We start from the raw sequence: 24250 nt of genomic DNA, 5'->3' as shown, positions 1-24250 counted from the left end.
CCGGCGAGGATGCAGCAAAAAGGCCGGCTTGCGCCGGCCTTTTCAGTGTCTCAGTATTCCTACGGATGAACGATCATTCCGCGGGCGGCAGCGCGGGAAGCTCCGCTTCCGGCGCGGGCGACACGACCGCCGCCTGCTTCTCGCGCTCGTCCAGGATCAGCTTGTCGCGCTTCATGGCGACTTCGCGGATCTTGGCCATGGAGGCGCCGGTGCCCGCCGGGATCAGCCGGCCGACGATGACGTTCTCCTTGAGGCCTTCGAGCGGATCGACCTTGCCGTTGACCGCCGCTTCCGTGAGGACGCGGGTGGTCTCCTGGAACGAGGCCGCCGAGAAGAACGAACGGGTCTGCAGGCTCGCCTTGGTGATGCCGAGCAGAACCGGCGTTCCCGTGGCGGGCTTCTTGCCCTCTTCCTTAGCCTTCTCGTTCAACGCGTCGAACTCGATCTTGTCGACCTGCTCGCCCGAGATCATGTCCGTATCGCCCTGGTCGGTGACCTCCACCTTCTGGAGCATCTGACGGACAATCACCTCGATGTGCTTGTCGTTGATGAGCACGCCCTGGAGCCGGTAGACCTCCTGGATCTCGTTGACCAGATAGGCCGCGAGTTCCTCGATGCCCTTGACCGCGAGGATGTCGTGCGGTGCCGGGTTGCCTTCGACGATGAAGTCGCCCTTTTCGACGATGTCGCCGTCCTGAAGGTGGATGTGCTTGCCCTTCGGGATCAGGTACTCGCGCGGCTCGTCGGTCTTGTCCATCGGCTCGATCGAGATGCGGCGCTTGTTCTTGTAGTCGCGCCCGAACCGGATGGTACCCGCGATCTCGGCGATGATCGCCGCATCCTTCGGACGCCGTGCCTCGAACAGTTCCGCCACCCGCGGCAGACCGCCGGTGATGTCACGTGTCTTGGCGCTTTCGGTCGAGACACGGGCGAGGATGTCGCCCGGGTTGACCTTGGCTCCGACGTCGACCGAGAGAATGGCGTCGACCGACAGCATGTAGCGGGCATCGCCGCCACGGGCGAGCTTGAGCACCTTGCCGTCCTTGCCCTTGACCACGATGGCCGGACGCAGGTCCGAGCCGCCGCGGGTCGAGCGCCAGTCGATGACCACGCGCTTGGCGATACCGGTGGCCTCGTCGAGCGTTTCCGAGATCGACTGCCCCTCGACCAGATCCTCGAAGCCGATGGTACCTTCGACTTCGGTGAGCAGCGGACGGGTGTAGGGATCCCACTCGACGATGCGCTGGCCGCGCTTGACCATGTCGCCCTCGTCGACGTGCAGGCGCGAGCCGTACTGGACGCGGTGCGTCGCACGCTCGGTGCCGTCGGCATCGACGATGGCCACCACCATATTGCGCACCATCGCGATCAGGTGGCCTTCGCTGTTGCGGGCGATGGCCTTGTTCCTGATCACGATCTTGCCGTCGAAGTTGGCTTCGACGAACGACTGCTCGTTCAGCTGCGCCGCACCGCCGATGTGGAAGGTGCGCATGGTGAGCTGGGTGCCCGGCTCGCCGATCGACTGCGCCGCGATGACGCCGACGGCTTCGCCGTGGTTGACTGGCGTGCCGCGGGCGAGGTCGCGGCCGTAGCACTTGCCGCAGATGCCGTTGACGAGCTCGCAGGTCAGCGCCGAGCGGATCTTCACCTCCTGCACGCCACCCTGCTGGATGGCGTCCAGATGGCTCTCTTCCATCAGCGTGTCGCGCTTGATGATCACCTTGCCGGAACTGTCACGGATGTCTTCGCAGGCCGTGCGTCCGAGGATGCGCGAGCCCAGCGAAGCGACCACGGTGCCGGCATCGACGATGGCGCGCATCTTGATGCCGAGCTTGGTGCCGCAGTCGCTCTGCGTGATGATGCAGTCCTGCGCGACGTCGACCAGACGACGGGTCAGGTAGCCGGAGTTGGCGGTCTTCAACGCGGTGTCCGCGAGGCCCTTGCGGGCGCCGTGGGTCGAGTTGAAATACTCGAGCACCGAGAGGCCTTCCTTGAAGTTCGAGATGATCGGCGTCTCGATGATCTCGCCCGACGGCTTGGCCATCAGGCCGCGCATGCCGGCGAGCTGGCGCATCTGGGCCGGCGAACCGCGGGCACCGGAATGAGCCATCATGTAGATCGAGTTGATGTCGGCATCGGCCCCGCTCGCCGTCTTCTTGGTCGAGGAGATCTCCTTCATCATCGCCTTGGCGATTTCTTCGGTAGCCTTCGACCAGGCGTCGACGACCTTGTTGTACTTCTCGCCGTGGGTGATCAGACCGTCGTTGTACTGCTGCTCGAAGTCCTTCGCCAGCGTACGGGTGGTATCGACGATCTTCCACTTGCCGTGCGGCACGACCATGTCGTCCTTGCCGAACGAGATGCCGGCCTTGAACGCGTTGTAGAAGCCGAGCGCCATGATGCGGTCGCAGAAGATCACCGTCTCCTTCTGACCGCAGTGACGGTAGACCTGGTCGATCACGCCCGAGATCTCGCGCTTGGTCATCAGCTTGTTGATGATCTCGTACGAAATCCGCGGGTTCTTCGGCAGCAGGTTGCCGAGCATGACGCGGCCGGCGGTGGTCTCGATCCAGCGCGTCGAGACCTTGCCGGTCTCGTCCATGCCCTGCCACCGGTACTTGATCTTGGTGTGGAGGTGGATGACCTTCGCGTGCAGGGCGTGCTCGAGGCTCGGCCATGTCGCCGAAGATCTTGCCCTCGCCGGGCAGACCTTCGCGCATGATCGAAACGTAGTAGAGACCGAGCACGATGTCCTGCGACGGCACGATGATCGGCTGACCGTTGGCCGGATGCAGGATGTTGTTGGTCGACATCATCAGGACGCGCGCTTCCAGCTGCGCTTCGAGCGACAGCGGAACGTGCACGGCCATCTGGTCGCCGTCGAAGTCGGCGTTGAACGCCGAGCAGACCAGCGGGTGAAGCTGGATTGCCTTGCCCTCGATCAGCACGGGCTCGAACGCCTGGATGCCGAGGCGATGCAGCGTCGGCGCGCGGTTGAGCAGCACCGGATGCTCGCGGATCACCTCATCCAGGATGTCCCAGACCTCGGGCCGCTCCTTCTCGACCAGCTTCTTGGCCTGCTTCACCGTGGTGGACAGGCCCTTGGCGTCGAGCCGCGAATAGATGAACGGCTTGAACAGCTCGAGCGCCATCTTCTTCGGCAGGCCGCACTGATGCAGGCGCAGCTCGGGACCGACCACGATCACCGAACGGCCCGAATAGTCGACGCGCTTGCCGAGCAGGTTCTGGCGGAAGCGGCCCTGCTTGCCCTTGAGCATGTCGGCGAGCGACTTCAGCGGGCGCTTGTTGGCGCCCGTGATGACGCGGCCGCGGCGGCCGTTGTCGAACAGCGCATCGACCGCTTCCTGAAGCATGCGCTTCTCGTTGCGGATGATGATGTCGGGCGCGCGCAGCTCCATCAGCCGCTTCAAGCGGTTGTTGCGGTTGATGACGCGGCGATAGAGGTCGTTGAGGTCCGAGGTCGCGAAGCGGCCGCCGTCCAGCGGCACCAGCGGACGCAGGTCCGGCGGAATCACCGGGACCACGGTCATGATCATCCATTCCGGCTTGTTGCCGGAGTGGCGGAACGCTTCCACGATCTTGAGGCGCTTGGCGAGCTTCTTGTGCTTGATGTCGGAGTCGGTCTCCTGCATCTCGACGCGGAGCGAAGCCTCCAGCTTCTCGAGGTCCATGCCCTTGAGCAGCTCGCGGATCGCTTCGGCGCCGATCATGGCGGTGAAGCTGTCCTGGCCGTATTCGTCCTGCGCCTTCAGATACTCGTCCTCGGACAGCAGCTGACGGTCCTTGAGCGCGGTCAGACCCGGCTCGAGCACGACGTAATATTCGAAGTAGAGGATCCGCTCGAGATCCTTCAGCGTCATGTCCAGCAGAAGGCCGATGCGCGAGGGCAGCGACTTCAGGAACCAGATGTGGGCGACCGGGGCTGCGAGCTCGATATGGCCCATGCGCTCGCGCCGGACGCGCGACAGCGTGACCTCGACCGAGCACTTCTCGCAGATGATGCCCTTGTACTTCATGCGCTTGTACTTGCCGCACAAGCACTCGTAGTCCTTGATCGGCCCGAAGATGCGGGCGCAGAACAGGCCGTCGCGCTCGGGCTTGAAGGTGCGGTAGTTGATGGTCTCCGGCTTCTTGATCTCGCCGTAGGACCAGGACAGAATCTTCTCTGGAGACGCGATCGAGATCCGGATCTGGTCGAAGACCTGAGCCGGCGTCGTCGGGTTGAAGAGATTCATAATTTCTTGGTTCATCGTCTTCTCCTCGCGTGCCGGTCGCCTCCGGCCGCAAATTCGAAAATCACTTCAAGCAGGCGCCCTGCCCTCAAGGCCTCGGGTGGGGCGCCGGTGCCCGGCCGCAAAGGGCCGGGCATGACAGGTCGAATTACTCGGCCGCTTCCGACGTCGGCGCCGGTCCCACCTTGGAGTTGTGCAGGTCGACGTTGAGGCCGAGCGAGCGCATTTCCTTGACCAGCACGTTGAACGATTCCGGAATACCGGCCTCGAACGTGTCGTCGCCGCGCACGATCGCCTCGTACACCTTGGTACGGCCGGCGACGTCGTCCGACTTCACCGTCAGCATCTCCTGGAGCGTGTACGCCGCGCCGTAGGCCTCGAGCGCCCACACCTCCATTTCGCCGAAGCGCTGGCCGCCGAACTGCGCCTTGCCGCCCAGCGGCTGCTGGGTGACGAGCGAGTATGGACCGATCGAACGCGCGTGGATCTTGTCGTCGACCAGATGGTGCAGCTTGAGCATGTAGATGTAGCCCACCGTCACCTTGCGATCGAACGGATCGCCGGTGCGGCCGTCATAGACGGTCGACTGGCCCGAGGCGTCGAGACCCGCAAGCTTCAGCATCTCCTCGATGTCGGCTTCCTTGGCGCCGTCGAACACCGGCGTCGCGATCGGCACGCCGCGGCTCAAGTTGTGGCCAAGCTCGATCAGCTCATTGTCGTTGAGCGACTTGATCGTCTCGTCGTCGCCGTAGACCTTCTTCAAGGTCTCCTTCAGCGGCTTGATGTCCTGCTTCGACAGGTACGCATCGACCGTCTGGCCGATCCGCTTGCCGAGGCCGGCGCAGGCCCAGCCGAGATGGGTCTCGAGGATCTGTCCGACGTTCATGCGCGAGGGCACGCCGAGCGGATTGAGCACGATGTCGGCATGCGTGCCGTCTTCGAGGAACGGCATGTCCTCGATCGGCACGATCTTCGACACCACGCCCTTGTTGCCGTGGCGGCCGGCCATCTTGTCGCCGGGCTGGATCTTGCGCTTCACCGCGACGAAGACCTTGACCATCTTCATCACGCCGGGCGGCAATTCGTCGCCGCGCTGAAGCTTCTCGACCTTATCGAGGAAGCGCTGTTCGAGCCCCTTCTTCGACTCGTCGTACTGCTTCCGCATGGCCTCGATCTCGGCCATCAGCTTGTCGTTCGGCGAAGCGAACAGCCACCACTGCGACTTCGGGTACTCCTCGAGCACCGCACGGGTGATCTTGGTGTCCTTCTTGAAGCCCTTGGGACCCGCAATGCCCTGCCGCCCTTCGAGCAGCTCGGCAAGACGGTTGTAGACGTTGCGGTCCAGGATCGCCTGCTCGTCGTCGCGGTCCTTGGCCAGACGCTCGATCTCTTCCCGCTCGATCGCCAGCGCACGCTCGTCCTTGTCGACGCCGTGACGGTTGAACACGCGCACTTCCACGATCGTGCCCTGCACGCCCGGAGGAACGCGCAGCGAGGTGTCGCGAACGTCGGAGGCCTTCTCGCCGAAGATGGCGCGCAGCAGCTTCTCTTCCGGCGTCATCGGGCTTTCGCCCTTCGGCGTGATCTTGCCGACCAGGATGTCGCCGGCGCGCACTTCCGCACCGATGTAGACGATACCGGCTTCGTCGAGGTTCTTGAGCGCTTCTTCCGAGACGTTCGGAATGTCGCGGGTGATTTCCTCGGGTCCGAGCTTGGTGTCGCGGGCCATCACCTCGAACTCCTCGATGTGAATCGAGGTGAAGACGTCTTCCTTCACGATCCGCTCGGAGAGCAGGATCGAGTCTTCGAAGTTGTAGCCGTTCCACGGCATGAACGCGACGAGCACGTTGCGTCCCAGAGCGAGCTCACCGAGATCGGTCGACGGACCGTCGGCGATGATGTCGCCCTTCTTGACGATGTCGCCGACCTTCACCAGCGGACGCTGGTTGATGCAGGTCGACTGGTTGGAGCGCTGGTACTTCATCAGGCGGTAGATATCGACGCCCGACTTAGTCGGATCGAGATCTTCCGTGGCGCGGATGACGACGCGGGTGGCGTCGATCTGGTCGATCACGCCCGACCGGCGCGCCGCGATCGCAGCACCCGAGTCGCGCGCAACCACGCCTTCCATGCCGGTGCCGACGAACGGCGCCTCGGCGCGAACCAGCGGCACCGCCTGGCGCTGCATGTTCGAGCCCATCAGCGCGCGGTTGGCGTCGTCGTTCTCGAGGAACGGGATCAGCGCCGCGGCGACCGAAACCAGCTGCTTCGGCGACACGTCCATGTAGTCGACCTTGTCCGGCGTCACCGGCAAGACTTCGCCGGCATGACGGCAGACCACGAGGTCTTCGGTGAAGCGGCCCTTCGGGTCGAGCGGCACGTTGGCCTGCGCGACCGTGTAGCGGCCCTCTTCCATCGCCGAGAGGTACACGACCTCGTCGGTGACGCGGCCGTCCTTGACCTTGCGGTACGGCGTCTCGACGAAGCCGTACTTGTTCACGCGCGCGAAGGTCGCGAGCGAGTTGATCAGGCCGATGTTCGGACCTTCCGGCGTCTCGATCGGGCAGATGCGGCCGTAATGCGTCGGATGCACGTCGCGCACCTCGAAGCCGGCGCGCTCGCGGGTCAGACCGCCCGGTCCAAGCGCCGACAGGCGCCGCTTGTGGGTGATCTCCGACAGCGGGTTGGTCTGGTCCATGAACTGCGAGAGCTGCGAGGAGCCGAAGAACTCGCGCACGGCGGCAGCCGCCGGCTTGGCGTTGATCAGGTCCTGCGGCATGACCGTGTCGATATCGACCGAGGACATGCGCTCCTTGATCGCGCGCTCCATGCGCAACAGGCCGATGCGGTACTGGTTCTCCATGAGCTCGCCGACCGAGCGCACACGGCGGTTGCCGAGATGGTCGATATCGTCGATCTCGCCCTTGCCGTCGCGCAGGTCCACCAGCGTCTTGATGACGGAGAGGATGTCTTCCTTGCGCAGCGTGCGCTGGGTGTCGGGCGCATCGAGGTCGAGGCGCATGTTCATCTTGACGCGGCCGACCGCGGACAGGTCGTAGCGTTCGGCGTCGAAGAACAGCGACTGGAACATGGCCTGCGCCGAATCCAGCGTCGGCGGCTCGCCCGGACGCATCACGCGGTAGATGTCGAACAGCGCGTCCTCGCGCGTCATGTTCTTGTCCGCCGAGAGCGTGTTGCGGATGTAGGGGCCGACATTGACGTGGTCGATGTCGAGCAACGGCAGCTCCTTGTAGCCCTGCTCGTTGAGCGACTTCATCAGCTTGTCGGTGATCTCCTCACCGGCTTCGGCGTGAATCTCGCCCGTCTTCGGATTGACGAGGTCCTCGGCGACGTAGTTGCCGACCAGCTCCTCGTCGGACATGCGCAGCGCCTTCAGCCCCTTCTCCTGGAGCTGGCGGGCGGCACGGACGGTGAGCTTCTTGCCGGCCTCGAGCACGACCTTGCCGGTGTCGGCGTCGATCAGGTCGTTGACGGTCGAGTAGCCGCGGAAACGGTTGGCGTCGAACGGAACGCGCCAGCCTTCCTTCGTCCGCTTGTAGAGGATCTTCTTGTAGAACGTGGACAGGATCGCCTCGCCGTCGAGGCCGAGGGCGAACATCAGCGACGTCACCGGAATCTTGCGGCGGCGGTCGATACGCGCATAGACGATGTCCTTGGCGTCGAACTCGATGTCGAGCCAGGAGCCGCGATACGGAATCACGCGGGCGGCGAACAGCAGCTTGCCCGAGGAATGGGTCTTGCCCTTGTCGTGGTCGAAGAACACGCCGGGCGAGCGGTGCATCTGCGAGACGATGACGCGCTCGGTGCCGTTCACGATGAAGGTGCCGTTCATCGTCATGAGCGGGATGTCGCCCATGTAGACGTCCTGCTCCTTGATGTCCTTCACCGACTTCGCGCCGGTTTCCTCGTCGATATCGAACACGATGAGGCGCAGCGTCACCTTGAGGGGAGCCGCGAAGGTCATGCCGCGCTGACGGCACTCGTCGACGTCGTATTTCGGCTGCTCGAACTCGTAGCGGACGAATTCCAGCATCGAGGTGCCCGAGAAATCGGAGATCGGAAACACCGAGCGGAACACCGCCTGGAGGCCCTCGTCGAGACGCCCACCCTGGGGTTCATCGACCATTAGGAACTGGTCATAGGACGCCTTCTGAACCTCGATGAGGTTCGGCATCTCGGCCACTTCCTTGATGTGTCCGAAAAACTTGCGAACGCGTTTGCGACCGGTGAATGTCTGCTGCGCCATCGTGGCCTCTCATTTTCGTCGCCCGATCTGGGCGCGCCGTCCAGGACGCGGCTGCCACCGCTCCCCGGGTTGAATTTTTCGAACCCGTTTTGGGGGCCGCAGACTCAGGTTCAGGCGAGAATGTCCTGAATCTGTTCTTCAGACCTTCAAAACGCAAAACGACGCGCGGGGCGCTGCTGCGCGCCCGCCCGTCACAACGATCGTCTTCACGGACTGCAAAAGCCCGAAATAGCTTGCTCTCCCAACGGCTTACAGGGATCCGGGACCCCCGCCACCGCGCTTTCGTGCTGCCGACCCGATATGGGGCGACAATAGTGGAGATTCGAGGGGTAAACCCTCAAATCCCCACACTTTTTCGTGTTCAGCCCGCGTCGGGACGTTCCGTCGCACGGCTTTTGCATCAGGCGCCCGTCTTTCCGGTCGTCATGGCCGGGCTTGACTCGGCCATCCACGATCTGGGGACGAGATCCCGGGTCTCGCTTCGCGAGCCCGGGATTTCGCTGAAGTAACTTGCGTTACTTGAGCTCGACCTTGGCGCCAGCCTTCTCGAGCTGGGCCTTGATCTTGTCGGCTTCTTCCTTGTTCACGCCTTCCTTCAGCGGCTTCGAGCACCCTCGACGAGGTCCTTTGCTTCCTTCAGGCCGAGACCGGTGATGGCGCGGACTTCCTTGATGACCTCGATCTTCTTGTCGCCGGCGCTGGCGAGAACGACCGTGAACTCGGTCTTCTCTTCCGCCGGAGCGGCAGCGGCGCCACCGGCAGCCGGGCCGGCCACGGCGACGGCCGCGGCGGCCGAAACGCCCCACTTCTCTTCGAGGAGCTTCGCCAGTTCAGCAGCTTCGAGCACGGTGAGGCTCGAGAGGTCGTCAACGATCTTCTGCAAGTCAGCCATTGTTCAGTTTCCTTACGTGTAAGTCTGGTTCGGGTTTGAGTTTTGCGAAGGGCGTCAGGCCGCTTCGCCCTTTGAGGCATGAGCCTGGATGACGCGCGCGAGCTTGCCCGCGGGCGCATTGGCGAGCTGAGCCAGCTTGGTCGCCGGGGCCACGATGAGGCCGACGATCTTGCCGCGCAGTTCATCAAGCGACGGCAGCGAGGCAAGGGCCTTCACGCCGTCGACATTCAGGACGGTCTTTCCCATCGAGCCGCCGATGATGACGAACTTTTCGTTCGCCTTGGCGAATTCGATGGCGACCTTTGGCGCCGCTACCGGATCGTTCGAAGTGGCGATCACGGTCGGTCCCTTCAGCATGGGGCCGATGGCAACGACGTCAGTGCCTTCAAGAGCAATTTTGGCGAGACGGTTCTTCGAGACCTTCACCGCGGCACCCGCCTGCTTCATCTGCTGGCGCAGCTTCTGCATCTGGGCGACGGTGAGGCCGGAATATTGAGCAACGACCGCGACGCTCGTGGTCTTGAAGACCTCATTGAGCTGTTCGACCGCCTCTTTTTTTGCCGCTCGTTCCACAGCAAGCTCTCTCCGGTTGGCGGTCATCGCGAAAGCGGGACCGCCGGGTTGCACCCATCGTCCCACCCAAAACCTGAACCTCGGGGCCAAAATCCCCTTCGGACACGCGCCGGGCGAGACGACAATTCAAAGCCTGCCCTCCGGGAGCACCTGAGGGCGCCCACGGCGTGTCGAGGTCCGAACCAGACCCGTTTCGCGACCAGCCCTTAAAGCTGGATGCGAAGTGAAATCCGGTCTTCACCCGTCTATGCAGGCCATGCGATTAAGCCGTTGAGAAATCGAGATTTCCCGCAGGCGCCTGCAGTCTCGGACAGGACAGGGTCAGCCGGCGAACCGCCCGACCCCTGCCCACATTCCACCAACAGACGGGTTCTCCTTCCTTTTCGGGCAAATCCTCACGGACGTCCTGAAAAGGAATGATCTCCTGTCGTGTCGGGTTTTCGGAATGCATGCACGAAAGCGCCAGCCGAGGCCGGCACGTCCGGAGGCGGTTCTTTAACCGCTCCGGGCTTGCTTGCCAAGAGCAAAATTCACACCAGTTCCAATCCGTTGCCGGACGGGCCGATTCAGGCCGATTTGACCGCATAGGGCAGCGGCTTGCCCGCGAAAAACGCGGTCAGGTTGGCCAGCACGCAGTTCTGCATGGCAACGTGCGATTCGAGGGTGTGGCCACCGACATGGGGGGCGAACACCACGTTCGGCAGCGCGGTCAGCGCGTCGGGGGCGTGCGGTTCTTTCTCGAACACGTCGAGGCCGGCGCCGGCGATGGTCTTGTCGGTGAGTGCCGCGACCAGGGCCTTCTCGTCGATCACGGAGCCGCGGGAGATGTTGACGACGTAACCGTCCGCCCCGAGCCGCTTCAGGATGTCGGCGTTGACGACGTGCTGGGTCTCGGCCCCTGCCCGGACCGCGATCATCAGCACGCTGCACCAGTCGGCCAGCGCCTCCAGCGACGGGAAATATCGATAGGGCAGATCGTATCGGGTGCGGCTGAAATAGCCGATCTCGCTCTCGAAGGCGGCGCAGCGCGCCGCGATCTTGCGGCCGATCTCGCCCATGCCGTAGACGCCGATGCGGCGGCCGGGCATGCCGGCCTGCGGGCGCATCATCGGCGACGGCTTCGAGGCGGCCCAATCGCCGCTACGGACATATTGGTCGGCGACCAGGATCCGCCGCGTCGTCGCCAGCATCAGGGTCATCGCGATGTCGGCGACCGAGGCCGCGTTGGCGCCGGGACTGTGGCCGACCGCGATATTGCGGCTGGCGGCCGCCGTCAGGTCGACGCCGTCATAGCCGGTGCCGTAGCAGACGATGGCGCCGAGCTTGGGAAACAGGACCATCGCCTCCGCACCGAGCGGCGAGCCGCCGGCGGTCAGCAGCGCGCGGATGTCGTCGAGCTCCTCGGCCGGAAACACGTCTCGCGCGGGCTTGCCGCCGGTGTCGAGCAGCTCGAAGCGCTCGGCGAAGCGCGCCATCATCGTCTTGGGAAAGCGCGAATAGATCAGGACCTTGTCACCCATTGTTCTTGTTTCCAGTGAGCGCCGCCACAAACGACGAGGGGCGGAATCGGTTGCCCAATTCCGCCCCTCGCCTCATGCAATTTTCAGGCTTAGCCGAGAATGGTGCCCGGCTCGACCTTCACGCCGGGGCCCATCGTCGAGGACACCGCAACGCGCTGGATGTAGGTGCCCTTGGAGCCGGCTGGCTTGGCCTTGGAGACGGCGTCAGCCAGGGCCTTGATGTTCTCGACCAGCTTTTCCTCGGAGAACGAGGCCTTGCCGACGCCGGCCTGCAGGATGCCGGCCTTCTCGACGCGGAACTCGACCGAGCCGCCCTTGGCACCCTTCACCGCGCCGGTGACGTCCATGGTCACGGTGCCGATCTTCGGGTTCGGCATCAGGCCGCGCGGGCCGAGCACCTTACCGAGACGGCCTACCAGCGGCATCATGTCGGGGGTGGCGATGCAGCGGTCGAAATCGATCGAGCCGTTCTGCACCTTCTCGACCAGGTCTTCGGCGCCGACGACATCGGCACCCGCTGCCTTGGCCTCATCGGCCTTGGCGCCGCGGGCGAACACGCCAACGCGGAGCGTACGGCCGGTGCCGTTCGGCAGGGTCACGACGCCGCGGACCATCTGGTCGGCGTGACGCGGATCGACGCCGAGGTTGATCGCGATCTCGATGGTCTCGTCGAACTTCGCTTTCGCGCGCTCCTTGACCATCTTGATGGCGTCCGCCAGCGGGTAAAGCTTTTCGCGGTCAACACCTTCGCGGGCTTTGTTCAAACGCTTTCCGATTGCCATGACCGCTTACCCCGCAACTTCCAGGCCCATCGAACGGGCGGAGCCCTCGACCATCTTCATGGCCGATTCGATGGAATCGCAATTGAGATCCTTCATCTTCTTCTCGGCGATCTCGCGCACCTGCGCCTTGGTCACCTTGCCGGCCTTGTCGCGGCCCGGCGCCTTCGACCCGGACTGGATCTTGGCAGCCTGCTTGAGGAAGAACGACATCGGGGGCGTCTTCATCTCGAAGGTGAACGAACGATCGGCGTAGATCGTGATCACCACGGGAATCGGGGTGTTCTTCTCTTCCTTCTGGGTCTGGGCGTTGAACGCCTTGCAGAACTCCATGATGTTGAGACCGCGCTGACCGAGCGCGGGACCGATCGGGGGCGAAGGATTCGCCGCACCGGCCGGGACCTGAAGCTTCAGGTATCCGGTCACTTTCTTTGCCATGTATCACTCCTGTTGTGCCGGCATGCCGCCGGCGGTTTCAGGTTCGTGGTCGGGATCAACGGCGGCTGGCAACCGCCCTCGTCCTCCCACGCCTCTTGCTGCGCAAGACCGAAGTCTCGCGCAATACCCGCTCAGACCTTCTCGACCTGACCGAATTCCAGTTCGACCGGCGTTGCGCGACCGAAGATCGACACCGCGACCTTCACCCGCGAGCGCGCCTCGTCGATCTCCTCGACGACGCCCGAGAACGAGGCGAACGGGCCATCGGCCACGCGCACATTCTCGCCGATCTCGAACGACACCGACGCCTTCGGCCGTTCCACGCCCTCCTGCACCTGGTGCAGGATGCGCATGGCTTCGGCTTCCGAGATCGGCATCGGCTTGTTTTCCGCGCCGAGGAAGCCCGTGACCTTCGGCGTGTTCTTGATCAGATGAAACGCCTCGTCGGTCAGCTTCATCTTCACCAGCACGTAGCCGGGGAAGAACTTGCGCTCGGCGTCGATCTTGCGGCCGCGGCGCACTTCCGTGACCTTCTCGGTCGGCACCAGCACCAGCTCGAACAGCTCCTCGAGCCCGCGCTGCTTGGCCTGCTCGCGGATCGATTCGGCGACCTTTTTCTCGAAGTTCGAATAGGCGTGGACGATGTACCAGCGCTTGTCGGACAGTTGAGCGGTTGCTGTTGCCATCAGTGAATGCCCAGAAGGAAGGTGATGAGAACGCGGATGACCTGGTCGGCGGCGAAGAAGAAGATCGAGGCCACGGCGACCATGACGAACACCATGATGGTGGTGATGGTGGTCTCGCGGCGGGTCGGCCAGGTGACCTTGGCGGTCTCCGAGCGCACTTCCTGCAAGAACTTGAACGGGCTGACTGCCATCGTTTTGATGTCCAACGTCCGTCGACAGACGCGAATGAATTTCAGGGATCCGAACAGCCGCCGTTGGCCCAGCCCTCTATCTCGAAGGATGAGCCGGAAACCGGGCTCGATTGTTCGGGGATTTCAAAGCCGCGCCGGAGATCCGCGTCTAACGGGCCGGCTGCGAGTGCGGGGTATCTACTGCGGATAGGCCCAAAGGTCAAGATATAGAGGGCGCGCCCCAGGTGAGCCGATCTCCCCCGGCGGGAGAGCAGAGCCAAGCTCGATCAAAGGCTTATCCGCCCCACCCCGGCACGACATGACCCGCGGCTTCCAACCGCCTGCTTCAGGGCGCCCCGTCGGGGCACTCGCCGCGTCGGCCGCCGCGCGATCAGTCGGCCCGTTCGACGATCGAAACGCCCGGCAGCGGCACCACGAACTTTCCGCCTTCGGCGAAATAGCGGGCGTGCTTGGCCCGGATCGGGTCGACATAGCGCCAGGCGAAGACGACCACGAACGCCGGCTTGCGCTCGTAAAGGGCGGCAGGCGGCAGGATCGGGATGTCATAGCCCGGACCGGCCATCACGTTCCCCTTCTTGGGGTCGTCGTCGACCAGGAAGTCGATCTTGTTCTCCAGGCCGAACTGCGGCAGCAGGGTCGTGGTGCCGACCGAGACGCCGTAGCCGGCGACGAGCTGACCGCGCGCATGGGCAGCGTCCGCCATCGCGACCAGCTCATCGCGGATGGCGGCGATCCGTTTCACGTAGGGCGCATAATAGGCCGGCTGGTCGACACCGAGCCGCTCTTCCTCGGCAACGAAGCGCGCGACCTCCGCCGACGGCTTCTTGGCGCCCCCGGCGCGCTGCACGGTCACGCGGATCGAGCCGCCCTTGGTCCAGATGTGCTGGACGTCGATCAGCTCCATGCCGAGCCGGGCAAAGAAACGGATCAGCGGCTTGATGTTAAAATACGACAGGTGCTCGTGATAGACCGTGTCGAGCAGGTTCTTCTCGGTGACGTCGACGCCATATTGCGTTTCGAAGACGAACAATCCGTCCGGCGCGAGCACGTCGCGAACGCCGATCACCAGGGGATCGAGATTGTCGACATTGGCGATCATGTTGTTGGCGATCACGACGCTCGCCGCACCGTGGCTCTGCAGGATGCGACGCCCGATCGCATCGGTGAAGAAATCGCCGATGGTCTCGATCCCCGCCTCCGTCGCGCGCCGCGCGATCTCGACGGCGGGATCGACGCCGAGCACCCGCATCCCGCGCTCCTTGAAGAAGCCGAGCAGCGATCCGTCGTTGCTGCCGAGCTCGACGACCAGCGAGCCCGGCGCGATGGCGAAGCGGCTGACGACGTCGTTGGCATACCCCGCGAAGTGCTCCCGCAGGCCGAGCGAGAGCGACGTGGTGTAGACGTAGTTGCGGTACTGGATCTCCGGATTGCCGACGTGGAGAATCTGCAGATGGCCGCAATCCCTGCACAGATGCAGCGCCATCGGCACCGCGGCGCGGAACACGGGATCGTCGACGCTGGCGTCGGGGACCTGGAAGTTCGGTGTGCCGATGGGCATGCCGGCCATCGGGACGACCAGCTCTTGCTTGTCCGAGTGGCAGAGGCGGCAGGTTTGGCGGACGTAGAACAGATTTTTCATCGTGGAACCGAAAATTGAGACAGGCGATCGGGTGAGGCAATCCCACCCCGTGAAAACCACATCGGCAGCAATGGGCTCAAGCGGGTCATGGCTGGCTCGAGACTTCCCTGCCCAGACCGTCGTAGCTGGGCGCTTCCTCCGCCGCCTTGGCGGCGGTGTCCGCGGAATACGATCCGCGTTCCGGACTTGCCAGCCAGATCACACCTCCGACAAGCCCGATGATGACGCTGATGGCGCCAAGCAGAAGCGAAACCGACAGCGCTTGCTCGGAAGGGACGCCCGCCAGACCGAGGCAGGCGACCATCGCCCCCTCCCGAACGCCCCAGCCGCTGATCGAGATCGGGACCGCGGTCAACAGCACGACCGGCGGAATCAGGACCCCGGCGTCCGTCACCGAGAGCTGGGCGCCGACACCGCGCGCCAAGGCGTAGCAGGCCGCCGCGGTCACGAGATGGATCAGGAGCGCCGATCCGAACAGCAAAGCGCGACTCTTCGATTGCAGGAGAAGGAACCTGACCAGTGCTCCGAACCGGACGAAGCTTGCGATCGCCGGATGCGCAACGAGGCGCCTGGGCAGACGATCGAGCGTCAACAGGATTGCAGTGCCGGCGACGCCCGCCAGCGTCAGCCCGCCGATGGCGAGGATCGCGGCCGGATTGGACACGCGTGACGTGAGGAACGGCAATCCGGCGACCATCAGCACGATCAGCCCGATCAGGGCCGTGAAACGATCAGCCGCAACGCCCTTGACCGCCTCCGGCCACTGCACGCCGCGCTGGCGCAGCAGCCAGATCCGCACGGCGTCCCCGCCGACCGACGACGGCAACACCTGATTGAACCAGAGGCTGATCATCAGAATGCGCCAGCCCGCGAGCCAGTCCAGCGAGACGCCGAGCGCACGCATGATCAGCTCCCACCGGCCATTGAGCACGAAGGTCTGGAAGAAAATCAGCGTCAGCGCGAGGACGAACAGGAAAGGATCGACCGAGACAAGATGGCTGCGCAATTGTTGCAGGTCGAGACCGCGCGCGATGTAGACCAGCACGGCGATCGACAGCAGCAGCTTTACCGAAAACAGGGCCGCCTGCTTGAACCGCGACTGCATCGGGTGCCCGCCTCAGGATGCCGGATATTCCGCGCGACCGATGACAAGGTCGATCGCGGCCATCATCCAGAACTGGTGCGTCGTCTCGACAATGTTGTAGCTGCGACTATCGACAAAGAAATTGATGTCGCCGAGATTGCGCAGGGGATTGTCCGCATTCATGCCCGACAGCGTGATCACGTCGAGCTTCATCGTCCGCGCCTGCGCAACCGCATTGAGGATGTTCTTCGAGCGCCCGGACGAGCTGATCGCGACGAGGCAGTCACCGGCACGCGCGCTCAATCGCACCGCGTGCGCGATCCAATCCTCGAAGCCGTAATCGTTGGCGAGGCACGACATCATGCTGGCGTCGCTGAAGCAAAGCGCAGGCACCGCTGCGTTCTTCGCCAGATCGATCGCCAGATGCGAGGCGATGCCCGCCGAACCGCCGTTGCCGATGAAGATGACGCGGCCGCCCTGCTCGCGCGTGCGCAACCAGACGGCGCGGGTGGCGGAGATGCTGGCAAAAACGCCGTCGTCGATAGCCGTCGCGCGATGCAGGCGCCCGACATAATCGACGAGGAAAGCCTTGTGATCGGGATCGACGGACTCGACAGGCATGGGCTGGCGGCTCGACTGCAACATGATGCCCTGATACCGGCTATCACCAGGGATTGCAAAGGTATAATGCTTGCAAAGTCGGCGAGCGGCTGATAGTCGGCTTTCGGGTTTCACTCAACATTGGCCGGCCTGTTTCGCTGGGCATTCGCGTCACGGATGTTCCCCATGAAATGCATTGTCACTGGTGGCGCAGGTTTCATCGGAAGTCACCTCGTCGATCGCCTCCTCGACGATGGCCACGAGGTCGTCGCGCTCGACAATTTCGTCATCGGCCGCCCGGAAAATCTGGCCTCGCGCGCCAATTCGAGCCGGTTGAAGGTGGTGCGGGCGGACGTCACCGACCTCGACTCGATCAGGCCGTATTTCCACGGTATCGACTGGGTCTTCCACCTCGCGGCGCTGGCCGACATCGTTCCCTCGATCGAGTCCCCGATCCCGTATCATCGCGCCAATGTCGACGGCACGGTCAACGTTCTCGAGGCGGCCCGGCACGCCGGCGTCCGCCGTTTCGTATATGCCGCATCGTCGTCCTGCTACGGCATTCCCGACGCCTACCCGACGCCGGAGAGCGCCGAGATCCGGCCGATGTACCCCTACGCGCTTACCAAGAATCTCGGCGAGCAGTGCGTCATGCACTGGTGCCAGGTCTACAAGCTGCCCGCGGTCGCGCTCCGCCTGTTCAACGTGTACGGGCCGCGCCATCGCACCACCGGCACCTATGGTGCCGTGTTCGGCGTCTTCATGGCGCAGAAGCTCGCCGGCAAGCCCTTTACGGTGGTCGGCGACGGTGAACAGACGCGCGACTTCACTTTCGTCAGCGACGTCGCAGACGCCTTCGTGACCGCCGCGCGCTCCGATATCTCGCACGAGATATTCAACGTCGGCTCGGACAACACCTACAGCGTCAACCGGCTGGTCGAGCTTCTCGGCGGCGAGAAGGTCCACATCCCCAAACGTCCGGGCGAGCCCGATTGCACCTACGCCGACATTACCAAGATCAAACGGGTCCTGAACTGGACGCCGAAGGTGAAATTCGAGGACGGCGTTGCGACGATGCTGAAATCGATGGATCAGTACAAGGACGCGCCGCTGTGGACGGTCGACAAGATCGCCGACGCCACCAAGGACTGGTTCAAATATCTCGGTGACGACAGCGGCTCGGCCCAGAAGGCAAGCTCTTGAACAGGTGCGCGGGATATCGTTGCCGCGATTCGATCATTTCCGGGCGGCCATCTGAGACCTACCGGCGCTTTGGGTAATTCACATGGCTAATCCTCAGACAGACAAGCCGGCCGTCCATCCGGCCCCGCACGACAAGATCAGGACGATCGAGGAGCTCGGCGAGATGGCGCGTGCCGCGCAGGCAAAGGGCCTGACCGTCGCGCTCTGCCACGGCGTGTTCGATCTGGTGCATCTCGGCCACGTCCGGCACATCCTGGCGGCGCGCAACGAGGCCGACGTGGTCATCGTGACGATCACCGCCGACCGTTTCGTCAACAAGGGACCTGGACGGCCGATCTTCCCGGAGAACATGCGCGCGGAGATGCTGGCCGCGCTCGGCACGGTCGACTGGGTCGGCATCAACCAGACCTCCAGCGCCGAACCGGTGCTCGATACCGTGCGCCCCGACATCTACGTGAAGGGCTCGGACTACGAGAATCCCGAGGACGACGTCACCGGCAAGATCGCCATCGAGCGCGAGGCCGTCGAACGTCATGGCGGGCGAATCGTCTTCACGCGCGACGTGACCTTCAGCTCGTCGTCGCTTCTGAACCGCTACTTCGACATCTACGATCCACCTTTGCGCGACTACCTGCAGAAGGTGCGCGAAGGCGGCGGCGCCGAGCGGCTGCTGAAGCTGATCGACAAGATCCAGGACATGCACGTCGTGCTGGTCGGCGATACCATCATCGACGAATACCAATACGTCACGGCGCTCGGGAAGGCTTCGAAGGAGAACATCGTCGCCACCCTGCTCAGGAACGGCGAGCAATTCGCCGGCGGCGTCATTGCAGCGGCCAACCACGTCGCGAGCTTCTGCAAGTCGGTCGAGATCGTCACGACGCTGGGCGGCAACGACTACCCTGAAGAGTTCATTCGCGCGCATGTCCGCCCGAACGTCACGCTGACGCCGATCCGCATTCAGGGCCGTCCGACGACCCGCAAATTGCGCTACGTCGAGATGGGCTATCTGCACAAGCTGTTCGAAGTCTATACGATGGACGACACGCCGCTCGACGAGACCACGCGCAAGGAGATCGACCGCGTCACCACCGAGCGCGTGCGCGCCGCGGACGTCGTCATCGTCACCGATTTCGGTCACGGCATGATCGCGTCCAGCACGATCGAGGCGTTGATCGCGAACTCCAAGTTCCTGGCGGTCAACGCCCAGAGCAACAGCGGCAACCACGGCTACAACCTGATCACGAAATATCCGCGGGCGGACTACATCTGCATCGACGCGCCGGAAGCGCGGCTGGCCGCCACCGACAAGTTCAGCGACATCGCATCGGTGATCGAGGACAACCTGCACCGCAAGATCGATTGCGACAACATGATCATCACGCACGGCTCCTTCGGCTGCTACCCCTTCTCGTCGAAGACCGGCGTCGCGCGTGTGCCCGCTTTCACCAAGACGGTGGTCGACACGGTCGGCGCAGGCGATGCCTTCCTGACGATCACGGCGCCGCTGGTGGCGGCCGGCGGCAACATCGAGGACGTCGCCTTCATCGGCAATGCGGCGGGCGCGATCAAGGTCGGCATCGTCGGTCACCGCAACTCGGTCGAAAAGGCACCGCTGGTCAAGTTCGTCACCGCGTTGTTGAAGTAACGCGAACGGAAAATCTGGAGAACGACAGTGATTGATCGGAAATGGAACGTGATGGTCACCGGCGGCGCCGGCTATGTCGGCAGCGTGCTGGTTCCCCAGTTGCTGGCGGCGGGCCACAAGGTCACGGTGCTCGACCTCTTCATGTACGGTGACGACGTCTTCAACGCCGTTCGCGACAATCCGAACCTGCGCCTGATCAAGGGCGACATCCGCGATGAGGCCGCGGTCAACGAGGCCCTGCGCGGCAACGACGCGGTGATCCACCTCGCCTGCATCTCCAACGACCCCTCGTTCGAACTGGACCCGGCGCTCGGCAAGTCGATCAACTACGACTGCTTCCGGCCGATGGTGCGCGCGGCGAAGAAGGCCGGCGTCAAGCGCTTCATCTACGCCTCCTCGTCGAGCGTCTACGGCATCAAGGACGAGGCCGAGGTGACCGAGGAATTGTCCTGCGAGCCGCTCACCGACTACTCCAAGTTCAAGGCGATGTGCGAGACCGACCTCGCCGAAGAGGCCGCGCCCGGCTTCGTCACCTGCACGGTTCGTCCCGCCACCGTCTGCGGCTACGCTCCGCGGCAGCGGCTTGACGTCGTCGTCAACATCCTGACCAACCTCGCGGTCAACACCGGCCGCATCCGCGTGTTCGGCGGAACGCAGAAGCGGCCCAATCTGCACATCCAGGACATGTCCGCGGCTTATCTGTTCCTGCTGCAGCAGGATGACGCGAAGATCGACGGCAAGACCTACAACATCGGCTATGAAAACCACTCGCTGATGAAGATCGCCGACATCGTCAAGTCGGTGGTCGGAGACAACGTCGACGTCGCCGTCGAGCCGACCGACGATCTGCGCTCCTACCACGTGTCCTCGGAGAAAATCCGCCGCGAGCTCGGATTTGCGCCGACCCACACGATCGAGCAGGCCGTGTCCGGCCTCGTGGACGCCTTCAAGGCCGGCCGCCTGCCGAACTCGCTCAACGATCCCCGGTATTTCAACATCAAGATGATGCAGAACATCAGCCTGAAGTGAGCGGCGTGCGGATCGGCATCGATTTCGACAACACGATCATCTGCTACGACAAGGTCTTTGCCGCCGTCGCGCGTCAGCGTGGGCTGGTGCCGGAGGGCTGGGAGGGGCTGAAGAGCGAGGTCCGGGACCTGTTGCGGTCCCGTGCCGGCGGCGAGCTGGCCTGGCAGGGGCTGCAGGGCTTCGTCTACGGCAGGGGCATTGGCGGCGCCGAGATCTATCCTGGGGTCCGCGAGTTCCTCGCAAGCTGCCGCAAGGCCGGCGCGAGCGTCTTCATCGTCAGCCACAAGACGCAGTTCGGCCATCAGGACCCCGACCACGTCGATTTGCGCGAGGCCGCGCGCGGCTGGTTGAAAGCCGCAGGCCTCGTCGACGCCGCCGATGCGGCGCTGGCGGCGGGCAATGTCTATTTCGAGGACACGCTGGCGGCCAAGGTCGAGCGGCTCGCCAGTCTGAAGCTCGATATCTTCATCGACGATCTCGTCGACGTCTTCGAGCAGCCGCATTTTCCGAAGGCGACGCGATCGATCCTGTTCACACAGTCGCGGCCGCCTCATCCCGCCCATTGCGAGCCGATTGCGACCTGGGCGGACATCAGCCGCGGGGTGTTCGCGCCATGAGCGAGCCGGACCTGAACGCGCTGGATGCAATTTCAATCGGCAGCCGCCTGGCCGGCGCGCAGGTCGTGGCCGCTCAACCGGCGCGTTCCGGCGGCAACAACCGGGTGTTTCGGCTGGAGATGGCAAAGGGACCGCCCCTCGCTCTCAAGCATTATCCGTCCGACGGGCGCGATCGCCTGGGACAGGAATACGACGCGCTCACGTTTCTGTCGCGCCACGGCATCTCGTCGACGCCGCGGCCCATCGCAAAGGACGCAGATGCATTCTGCGCGCTGTATCAATGGTTCGACGGTGACGCGGCGGTGCTGCGGCCCCGGGAGAACGATGCCGACCAGCTGGCCGATTTCCTGATCGAACTGCAGAAATTGCGCGACGCCGAGGGGGCGCAGGCCCTGCGGAACGCCTCGGCCAGCATCTTTTCGCCCGAGCAAGCCATCGCCCAGTACGAGCAGCGCCTCGACGGATTGAGGCGGGCCGCGGACGATGATCCGGATTTGCGTGCGTTCATCGACGGCAGCCTGGTTCCCACCACCGCCGCCGCCGTTCAACGCCTCCGTCGACGTTATGCGGAACTCGGCCGGAATCCCGCAGCGGACCTTCTGCCCGCTCATCGCGCATTGAGCCCCTCCGACTTCGGGCTGCACAATGCGCTACGCGCCGAGGACGGCAGGCTGCGCTTCATCGACTTCGAATATTTCGGGTGGGACGATCCGGTCAAGCTCGTGTCCGACACCGCGATTCACCCAGGCAGCGATCTGCCCGCGGCCAGCGCCAACCGATTGATCGAGAGGCTCTCGCGCGCTTTCGAAGCCGGGGATGACGCGTTTGCGATCCGCCGTGACGTGCTGTATCCTGTGTTCGGGGCGATTTGGTGCCTGATTGTCCTGAATGCCTATTTGCCCGAAAGCCGCTCCCGGCGCGCTCTGGCTGCGCAAGGTGGCGATCTGACGGTCCGCCTTGCCGGTCAGCTCGACAAAGCCCGCCGGCTTCATCAAACGATTTGCCAACGTGATCCAGATCTCACCCCACGCTGAAGCCGCCCTCACCTGCACGCTGGACGAGCGCAGTCTCTACTTGCGCCGCCTGGTCCTCGGTTCCGTCCGCTCCGCAGGACGCGGCCATGTCGGCCCGGCCCTGTCGCTGATCGAGATGGTCCGCGTGCTCTACGACGACGTGCTGCGGATCGACCCGCAAAACCCGCGTGATCCGAATCGCGATCGCGCCATCCTGAGCAAGGGCCACGGTTGTCTCGCGCTCTATGCGCTGCTCGCCGATCGCGGCTTCTTCCCGTTGTCGGAGCTCGAGGGCTTCTGCGGCTCCGACAGTATCTTGGGCGGACATCCCGAATACGGCATGGTGCCGGGGGTCGAGGCCTCGACCGGCGCGCTCGGACACGGCCTGTCGATTGGCGTCGGCCTTGCGCTCGCCGCCCGCATGCGCGAGCGCAGCTACCGGACCTTCGTCCTGCTCGGCGACGGCGAGATCAACGAGGGATCGGTGTGGGAGGCCGCGATGGGCGCGGCCAAGCACGGGCTCGACAACCTGGTCGCGATGATCGACTACAACAAGCTGCAGAGCTACGGACCGACCGATTACGTCCTGCCGCTGGAGCCGCTCGCGGACAAATGGCGCAGCTTCGGCTTTGCCGTGCAGGAGCTAAACGGCCACGACATCGGCGCGCTGCGCACCGTCCTGAAGCAGGTCCCGGCCGTTCCGGGCAAACCCACCGCGATCATCTGCCATACCGTCAAGGGCAAGGGTCTGCCGGCTGCGGAATCCAACGCCGATTGGCATCACAAGAACAAGCTGACCGACAGCGAGCTCGACGCCATTCGCGTCGCCGTCGGCGATTTTTGATCGGCTCCCCATGCGCAACACCGCGATGAACATGGTCTACAAGCTCGCCGCGCGCGACGAGCGGGTGCTCTACATCGGCTCCGATCCCGGCGCCGGCACGCTGCGCGCGATGAGCAAGGAGTTTCCCAAGCGCCATCTGATCGAGGGCATTTCGGAGGCGCACATCATCGGCATGTCGGCCGGTCTGGCGATGGAGGGCTTCGTGCCCTACGTCAACACCATCGCGACATTCCTCACCCGCCGCTGCTACGAGCAGGTCGCCGTCGATCTCTGCCTGCACAACCTGCCGGTACGGCTGATCGCCAATGGCGGCGGTCTCGTCTACGCGCCGCTCGGCCCCACCCACCAGGCGATCGAAGACATCGCCATCATGCGGGCGCTGCCGAACATGACGGTGGTCTGCCCGTGCGACGCCGACGAGGCCGCGCGCATGATGGAGAAGACGCTCGACTGGACCGGACCGATCTACATCCGGCTGGGCAAGGGCGGCGACGCGATCGTCTCGAAGGCCGAGCACGGCTTCGAGATCGGCAAGGCCATCCTGATGCGGCCGCCGGGCGACGTGCTCATGGTGACCACCGGCATCATGCTCCAGCGCGCCATCGCCGCCGCCGACCAGCTCGCCGCGCAAGGCATTCGCGCCGGCATCCTGCACATGCATACGGTGAAGCCGCTCGACGCCGAGGCGCTGCTCCAGGCGGTGCGCGGCACCAAGCTCGTGGCGACGCTGGAGGAGCACGTGCCCTCCGGCGGCCTCGGCAGCGCCGTCGCCGAAACGCTGATCGACAGGCTCGGCTCCGGCTTTCCCGCCATGCTCCGGCTGTCGCTGCCGGACCGCTTCATGCACAATTACGGCTCGCAGGATTCGCTGCTCAAGAAGCACGGACTGTCCGCCAACGCCATCGCGACGTCGATCGAGCACGCGCTCGCGGCGCCGCGCAGCTCCGCTCCTCAACTTCATTCCACCTGACGGG

Annotated in this window: 17 protein-coding genes and 2 pseudogenes; 7 read left to right on the top strand and 12 right to left on the bottom strand. The window is 64.1% G+C overall.

Annotated elements, in window-relative coordinates; genetic code table 11:
• Positions 1–73: 73 nt before the first annotated feature.
• From rpoC to ACETMP_RS03290, 12 genes and pseudogenes are all read right to left on the bottom strand, one after another.
• Positions 74–4271, bottom strand: a pseudogene (gene rpoC, locus ACETMP_RS03345) (DNA-directed RNA polymerase subunit beta').
• 130 nt (positions 4272–4401) lie between these two features.
• Positions 4402–8520 carry a DNA-directed RNA polymerase subunit beta gene (rpoB, locus tag ACETMP_RS03340; protein ID WP_028137029.1) on the bottom strand — a complete coding sequence of 1373 codons (4119 nt, stop codon included), beginning with the start codon at positions 8518–8520 and terminating at the stop codon, positions 4402–4404.
• Between the two features lie 515 nt (positions 8521–9035).
• Positions 9036–9412: pseudogene (rplL, locus tag ACETMP_RS03335) on the bottom strand (50S ribosomal protein L7/L12).
• A 54-nt stretch (positions 9413–9466) separates the two neighbouring features.
• Positions 9467–9985, bottom strand: coding sequence for a 50S ribosomal protein L10 (gene rplJ / locus ACETMP_RS03330; protein ID WP_126258098.1), 519 nt, complete (start codon positions 9983–9985; stop codon positions 9467–9469).
• Between the two features lie 566 nt (positions 9986–10551).
• On the bottom strand, positions 10552–11505 hold the full coding sequence (locus tag ACETMP_RS03325; RefSeq protein WP_375159890.1) for a 2-hydroxyacid dehydrogenase: 954 nt from the start codon (positions 11503–11505) through the stop codon (positions 10552–10554).
• A gap of 89 nt (positions 11506–11594) precedes the next feature.
• The gene (gene rplA, locus ACETMP_RS03320) at positions 11595–12287 is read right to left on the bottom strand and encodes a 50S ribosomal protein L1 (RefSeq protein ID WP_028137032.1); all 693 of its coding nucleotides are present in this window, start codon (positions 12285–12287) and stop codon (positions 11595–11597) included.
• Positions 12288–12293: 6 nt separating this feature from the next.
• A complete protein-coding gene (gene rplK / locus ACETMP_RS03315; protein ID WP_006611824.1) occupies positions 12294–12722 on the bottom strand; it encodes a 50S ribosomal protein L11 in 429 nt (142 codons plus the stop codon).
• 131 nt (positions 12723–12853) lie between these two features.
• On the bottom strand, positions 12854–13408 hold the full coding sequence (gene nusG / locus ACETMP_RS03310; RefSeq protein ID WP_007602985.1) for a transcription termination/antitermination protein NusG: 555 nt from the start codon (positions 13406–13408) through the stop codon (positions 12854–12856).
• Positions 13408–13599 (bottom strand): preprotein translocase subunit SecE, encoded by a 192-nt coding sequence (secE, locus tag ACETMP_RS03305; RefSeq protein ID WP_135166019.1) that lies wholly within the window; start codon positions 13597–13599, stop codon positions 13408–13410. The genes nusG and secE overlap by 1 nt, the downstream gene beginning before the upstream one ends.
• A 370-nt stretch (positions 13600–13969) precedes the next feature.
• Positions 13970–15238 carry a methyltransferase domain-containing protein gene (locus ACETMP_RS03300; protein WP_375159889.1) on the bottom strand — a complete coding sequence of 423 codons (1269 nt, stop codon included), beginning with the start codon at positions 15236–15238 and terminating at the stop codon, positions 13970–13972.
• 85 nt (positions 15239–15323) lie between these two features.
• Positions 15324–16343 carry a lysylphosphatidylglycerol synthase transmembrane domain-containing protein gene (locus ACETMP_RS03295; RefSeq protein WP_375159888.1) on the bottom strand — a complete coding sequence of 340 codons (1020 nt, stop codon included), beginning with the start codon at positions 16341–16343 and terminating at the stop codon, positions 15324–15326.
• A 12-nt stretch (positions 16344–16355) separates the two neighbouring features.
• Positions 16356–16943 carry an SIS domain-containing protein gene (locus ACETMP_RS03290; RefSeq protein WP_375159887.1) on the bottom strand — a complete coding sequence of 196 codons (588 nt, stop codon included), beginning with the start codon at positions 16941–16943 and terminating at the stop codon, positions 16356–16358.
• Positions 16944–17108: 165 nt separating this feature from the next.
• On the opposite strand from ACETMP_RS03290, the gene ACETMP_RS03285 reads away from it, so the two are divergent.
• The 7 genes from ACETMP_RS03285 to ACETMP_RS03255 all read left to right on the top strand — a co-directional run bounded on the left by ACETMP_RS03285 (position 17109) and on the right by ACETMP_RS03255 (position 24246).
• Positions 17109–18125: an SDR family oxidoreductase gene (locus ACETMP_RS03285; RefSeq protein ID WP_375159886.1), complete on the top strand. Its 1017-nt coding sequence runs from the start codon at positions 17109–17111 to the stop codon at positions 18123–18125.
• Positions 18126–18207: 82 nt separating this feature from the next.
• The gene (locus ACETMP_RS03280) at positions 18208–19773 is read left to right on the top strand and encodes a PfkB family carbohydrate kinase (RefSeq protein WP_375159885.1); all 1566 of its coding nucleotides are present in this window, start codon (positions 18208–18210) and stop codon (positions 19771–19773) included.
• Positions 19774–19800: 27 nt separating this feature from the next.
• A complete protein-coding gene (locus ACETMP_RS03275) occupies positions 19801–20802 on the top strand; it encodes an NAD(P)-dependent oxidoreductase (RefSeq protein WP_028137039.1) in 1002 nt (333 codons plus the stop codon).
• A 5-nt stretch (positions 20803–20807) separates the two neighbouring features.
• Positions 20808–21419 (top strand): hypothetical protein, encoded by a 612-nt coding sequence (locus ACETMP_RS03270; RefSeq protein ID WP_375159884.1) that lies wholly within the window; start codon positions 20808–20810, stop codon positions 21417–21419.
• Positions 21416–22453 carry an aminoglycoside phosphotransferase family protein gene (locus ACETMP_RS03265; RefSeq protein WP_375159883.1) on the top strand — a complete coding sequence of 346 codons (1038 nt, stop codon included), beginning with the start codon at positions 21416–21418 and terminating at the stop codon, positions 22451–22453. The genes ACETMP_RS03270 and ACETMP_RS03265 overlap by 4 nt, the downstream gene beginning before the upstream one ends.
• Complete coding sequence (locus ACETMP_RS03260) at positions 22428–23276, top strand: transketolase (RefSeq protein WP_257195848.1); 849 nt, start codon at positions 22428–22430, stop codon at positions 23274–23276. The genes ACETMP_RS03265 and ACETMP_RS03260 overlap by 26 nt, the downstream gene beginning before the upstream one ends.
• Positions 23277–23286: 10 nt before the next feature.
• Positions 23287–24246 (top strand): transketolase family protein, encoded by a 960-nt coding sequence (locus ACETMP_RS03255; protein WP_375159882.1) that lies wholly within the window; start codon positions 23287–23289, stop codon positions 24244–24246.
• Positions 24247–24250 lie beyond the last annotated feature (4 nt).

Origin of the sequence: Bradyrhizobium dasycarpum (genome assembly GCF_042019905.1) — a bacterium.
GTDB classification, from domain to species: Bacteria; Pseudomonadota; Alphaproteobacteria; order Rhizobiales; family Xanthobacteraceae; genus Bradyrhizobium; species Bradyrhizobium japonicum_B.
Note: the sequence above shows the minus strand (reverse complement) of the source record. Positions and strands in the feature narration are given on the sequence as shown.

What these genes read in the sequence shown, in the direction of transcription:
- rpoB (WP_028137029.1), bottom strand. Translation starts at nt 8,520, where the DNA reads ATGGCGCAGCAGACATTCACCGGTCGCAAACGCGTTCGCAAGTTTTTC.
- ACETMP_RS03325 (WP_375159890.1), bottom strand. Translation starts at nt 11,505, where the DNA reads ATGGGTGACAAGGTCCTGATCTATTCGCGCTTTCCCAAGACGATGATG.
- rplA (WP_028137032.1), bottom strand. Translation starts at nt 12,287, where the DNA reads ATGGCAATCGGAAAGCGTTTGAACAAAGCCCGCGAAGGTGTTGACCGC.
- rplK (WP_006611824.1), bottom strand. Translation starts at nt 12,722, where the DNA reads ATGGCAAAGAAAGTGACCGGATACCTGAAGCTTCAGGTCCCGGCCGGT.
- nusG (WP_007602985.1), bottom strand. Translation starts at nt 13,408, where the DNA reads ATGGCAACAGCAACCGCTCAACTGTCCGACAAGCGCTGGTACATCGTC.
- secE (WP_135166019.1), bottom strand. Translation starts at nt 13,599, where the DNA reads ATGGCAGTCAGCCCGTTCAAGTTCTTGCAGGAAGTGCGCTCGGAGACC.
- ACETMP_RS03300 (WP_375159889.1), bottom strand. Translation starts at nt 15,238, where the DNA reads ATGAAAAATCTGTTCTACGTCCGCCAAACCTGCCGCCTCTGCCACTCG.
- ACETMP_RS03295 (WP_375159888.1), bottom strand. Translation starts at nt 16,343, where the DNA reads ATGCAGTCGCGGTTCAAGCAGGCGGCCCTGTTTTCGGTAAAGCTGCTG.
- ACETMP_RS03290 (WP_375159887.1), bottom strand. Translation starts at nt 16,943, where the DNA reads ATGCCTGTCGAGTCCGTCGATCCCGATCACAAGGCTTTCCTCGTCGAT.
- ACETMP_RS03285 (WP_375159886.1), top strand. Translation starts at nt 17,109, where the DNA reads ATGAAATGCATTGTCACTGGTGGCGCAGGTTTCATCGGAAGTCACCTC.
- ACETMP_RS03280 (WP_375159885.1), top strand. Translation starts at nt 18,208, where the DNA reads ATGGCTAATCCTCAGACAGACAAGCCGGCCGTCCATCCGGCCCCGCAC.
- ACETMP_RS03265 (WP_375159883.1), top strand. Translation starts at nt 21,416, where the DNA reads ATGAGCGAGCCGGACCTGAACGCGCTGGATGCAATTTCAATCGGCAGC.
- ACETMP_RS03255 (WP_375159882.1), top strand. Translation starts at nt 23,287, where the DNA reads ATGCGCAACACCGCGATGAACATGGTCTACAAGCTCGCCGCGCGCGAC.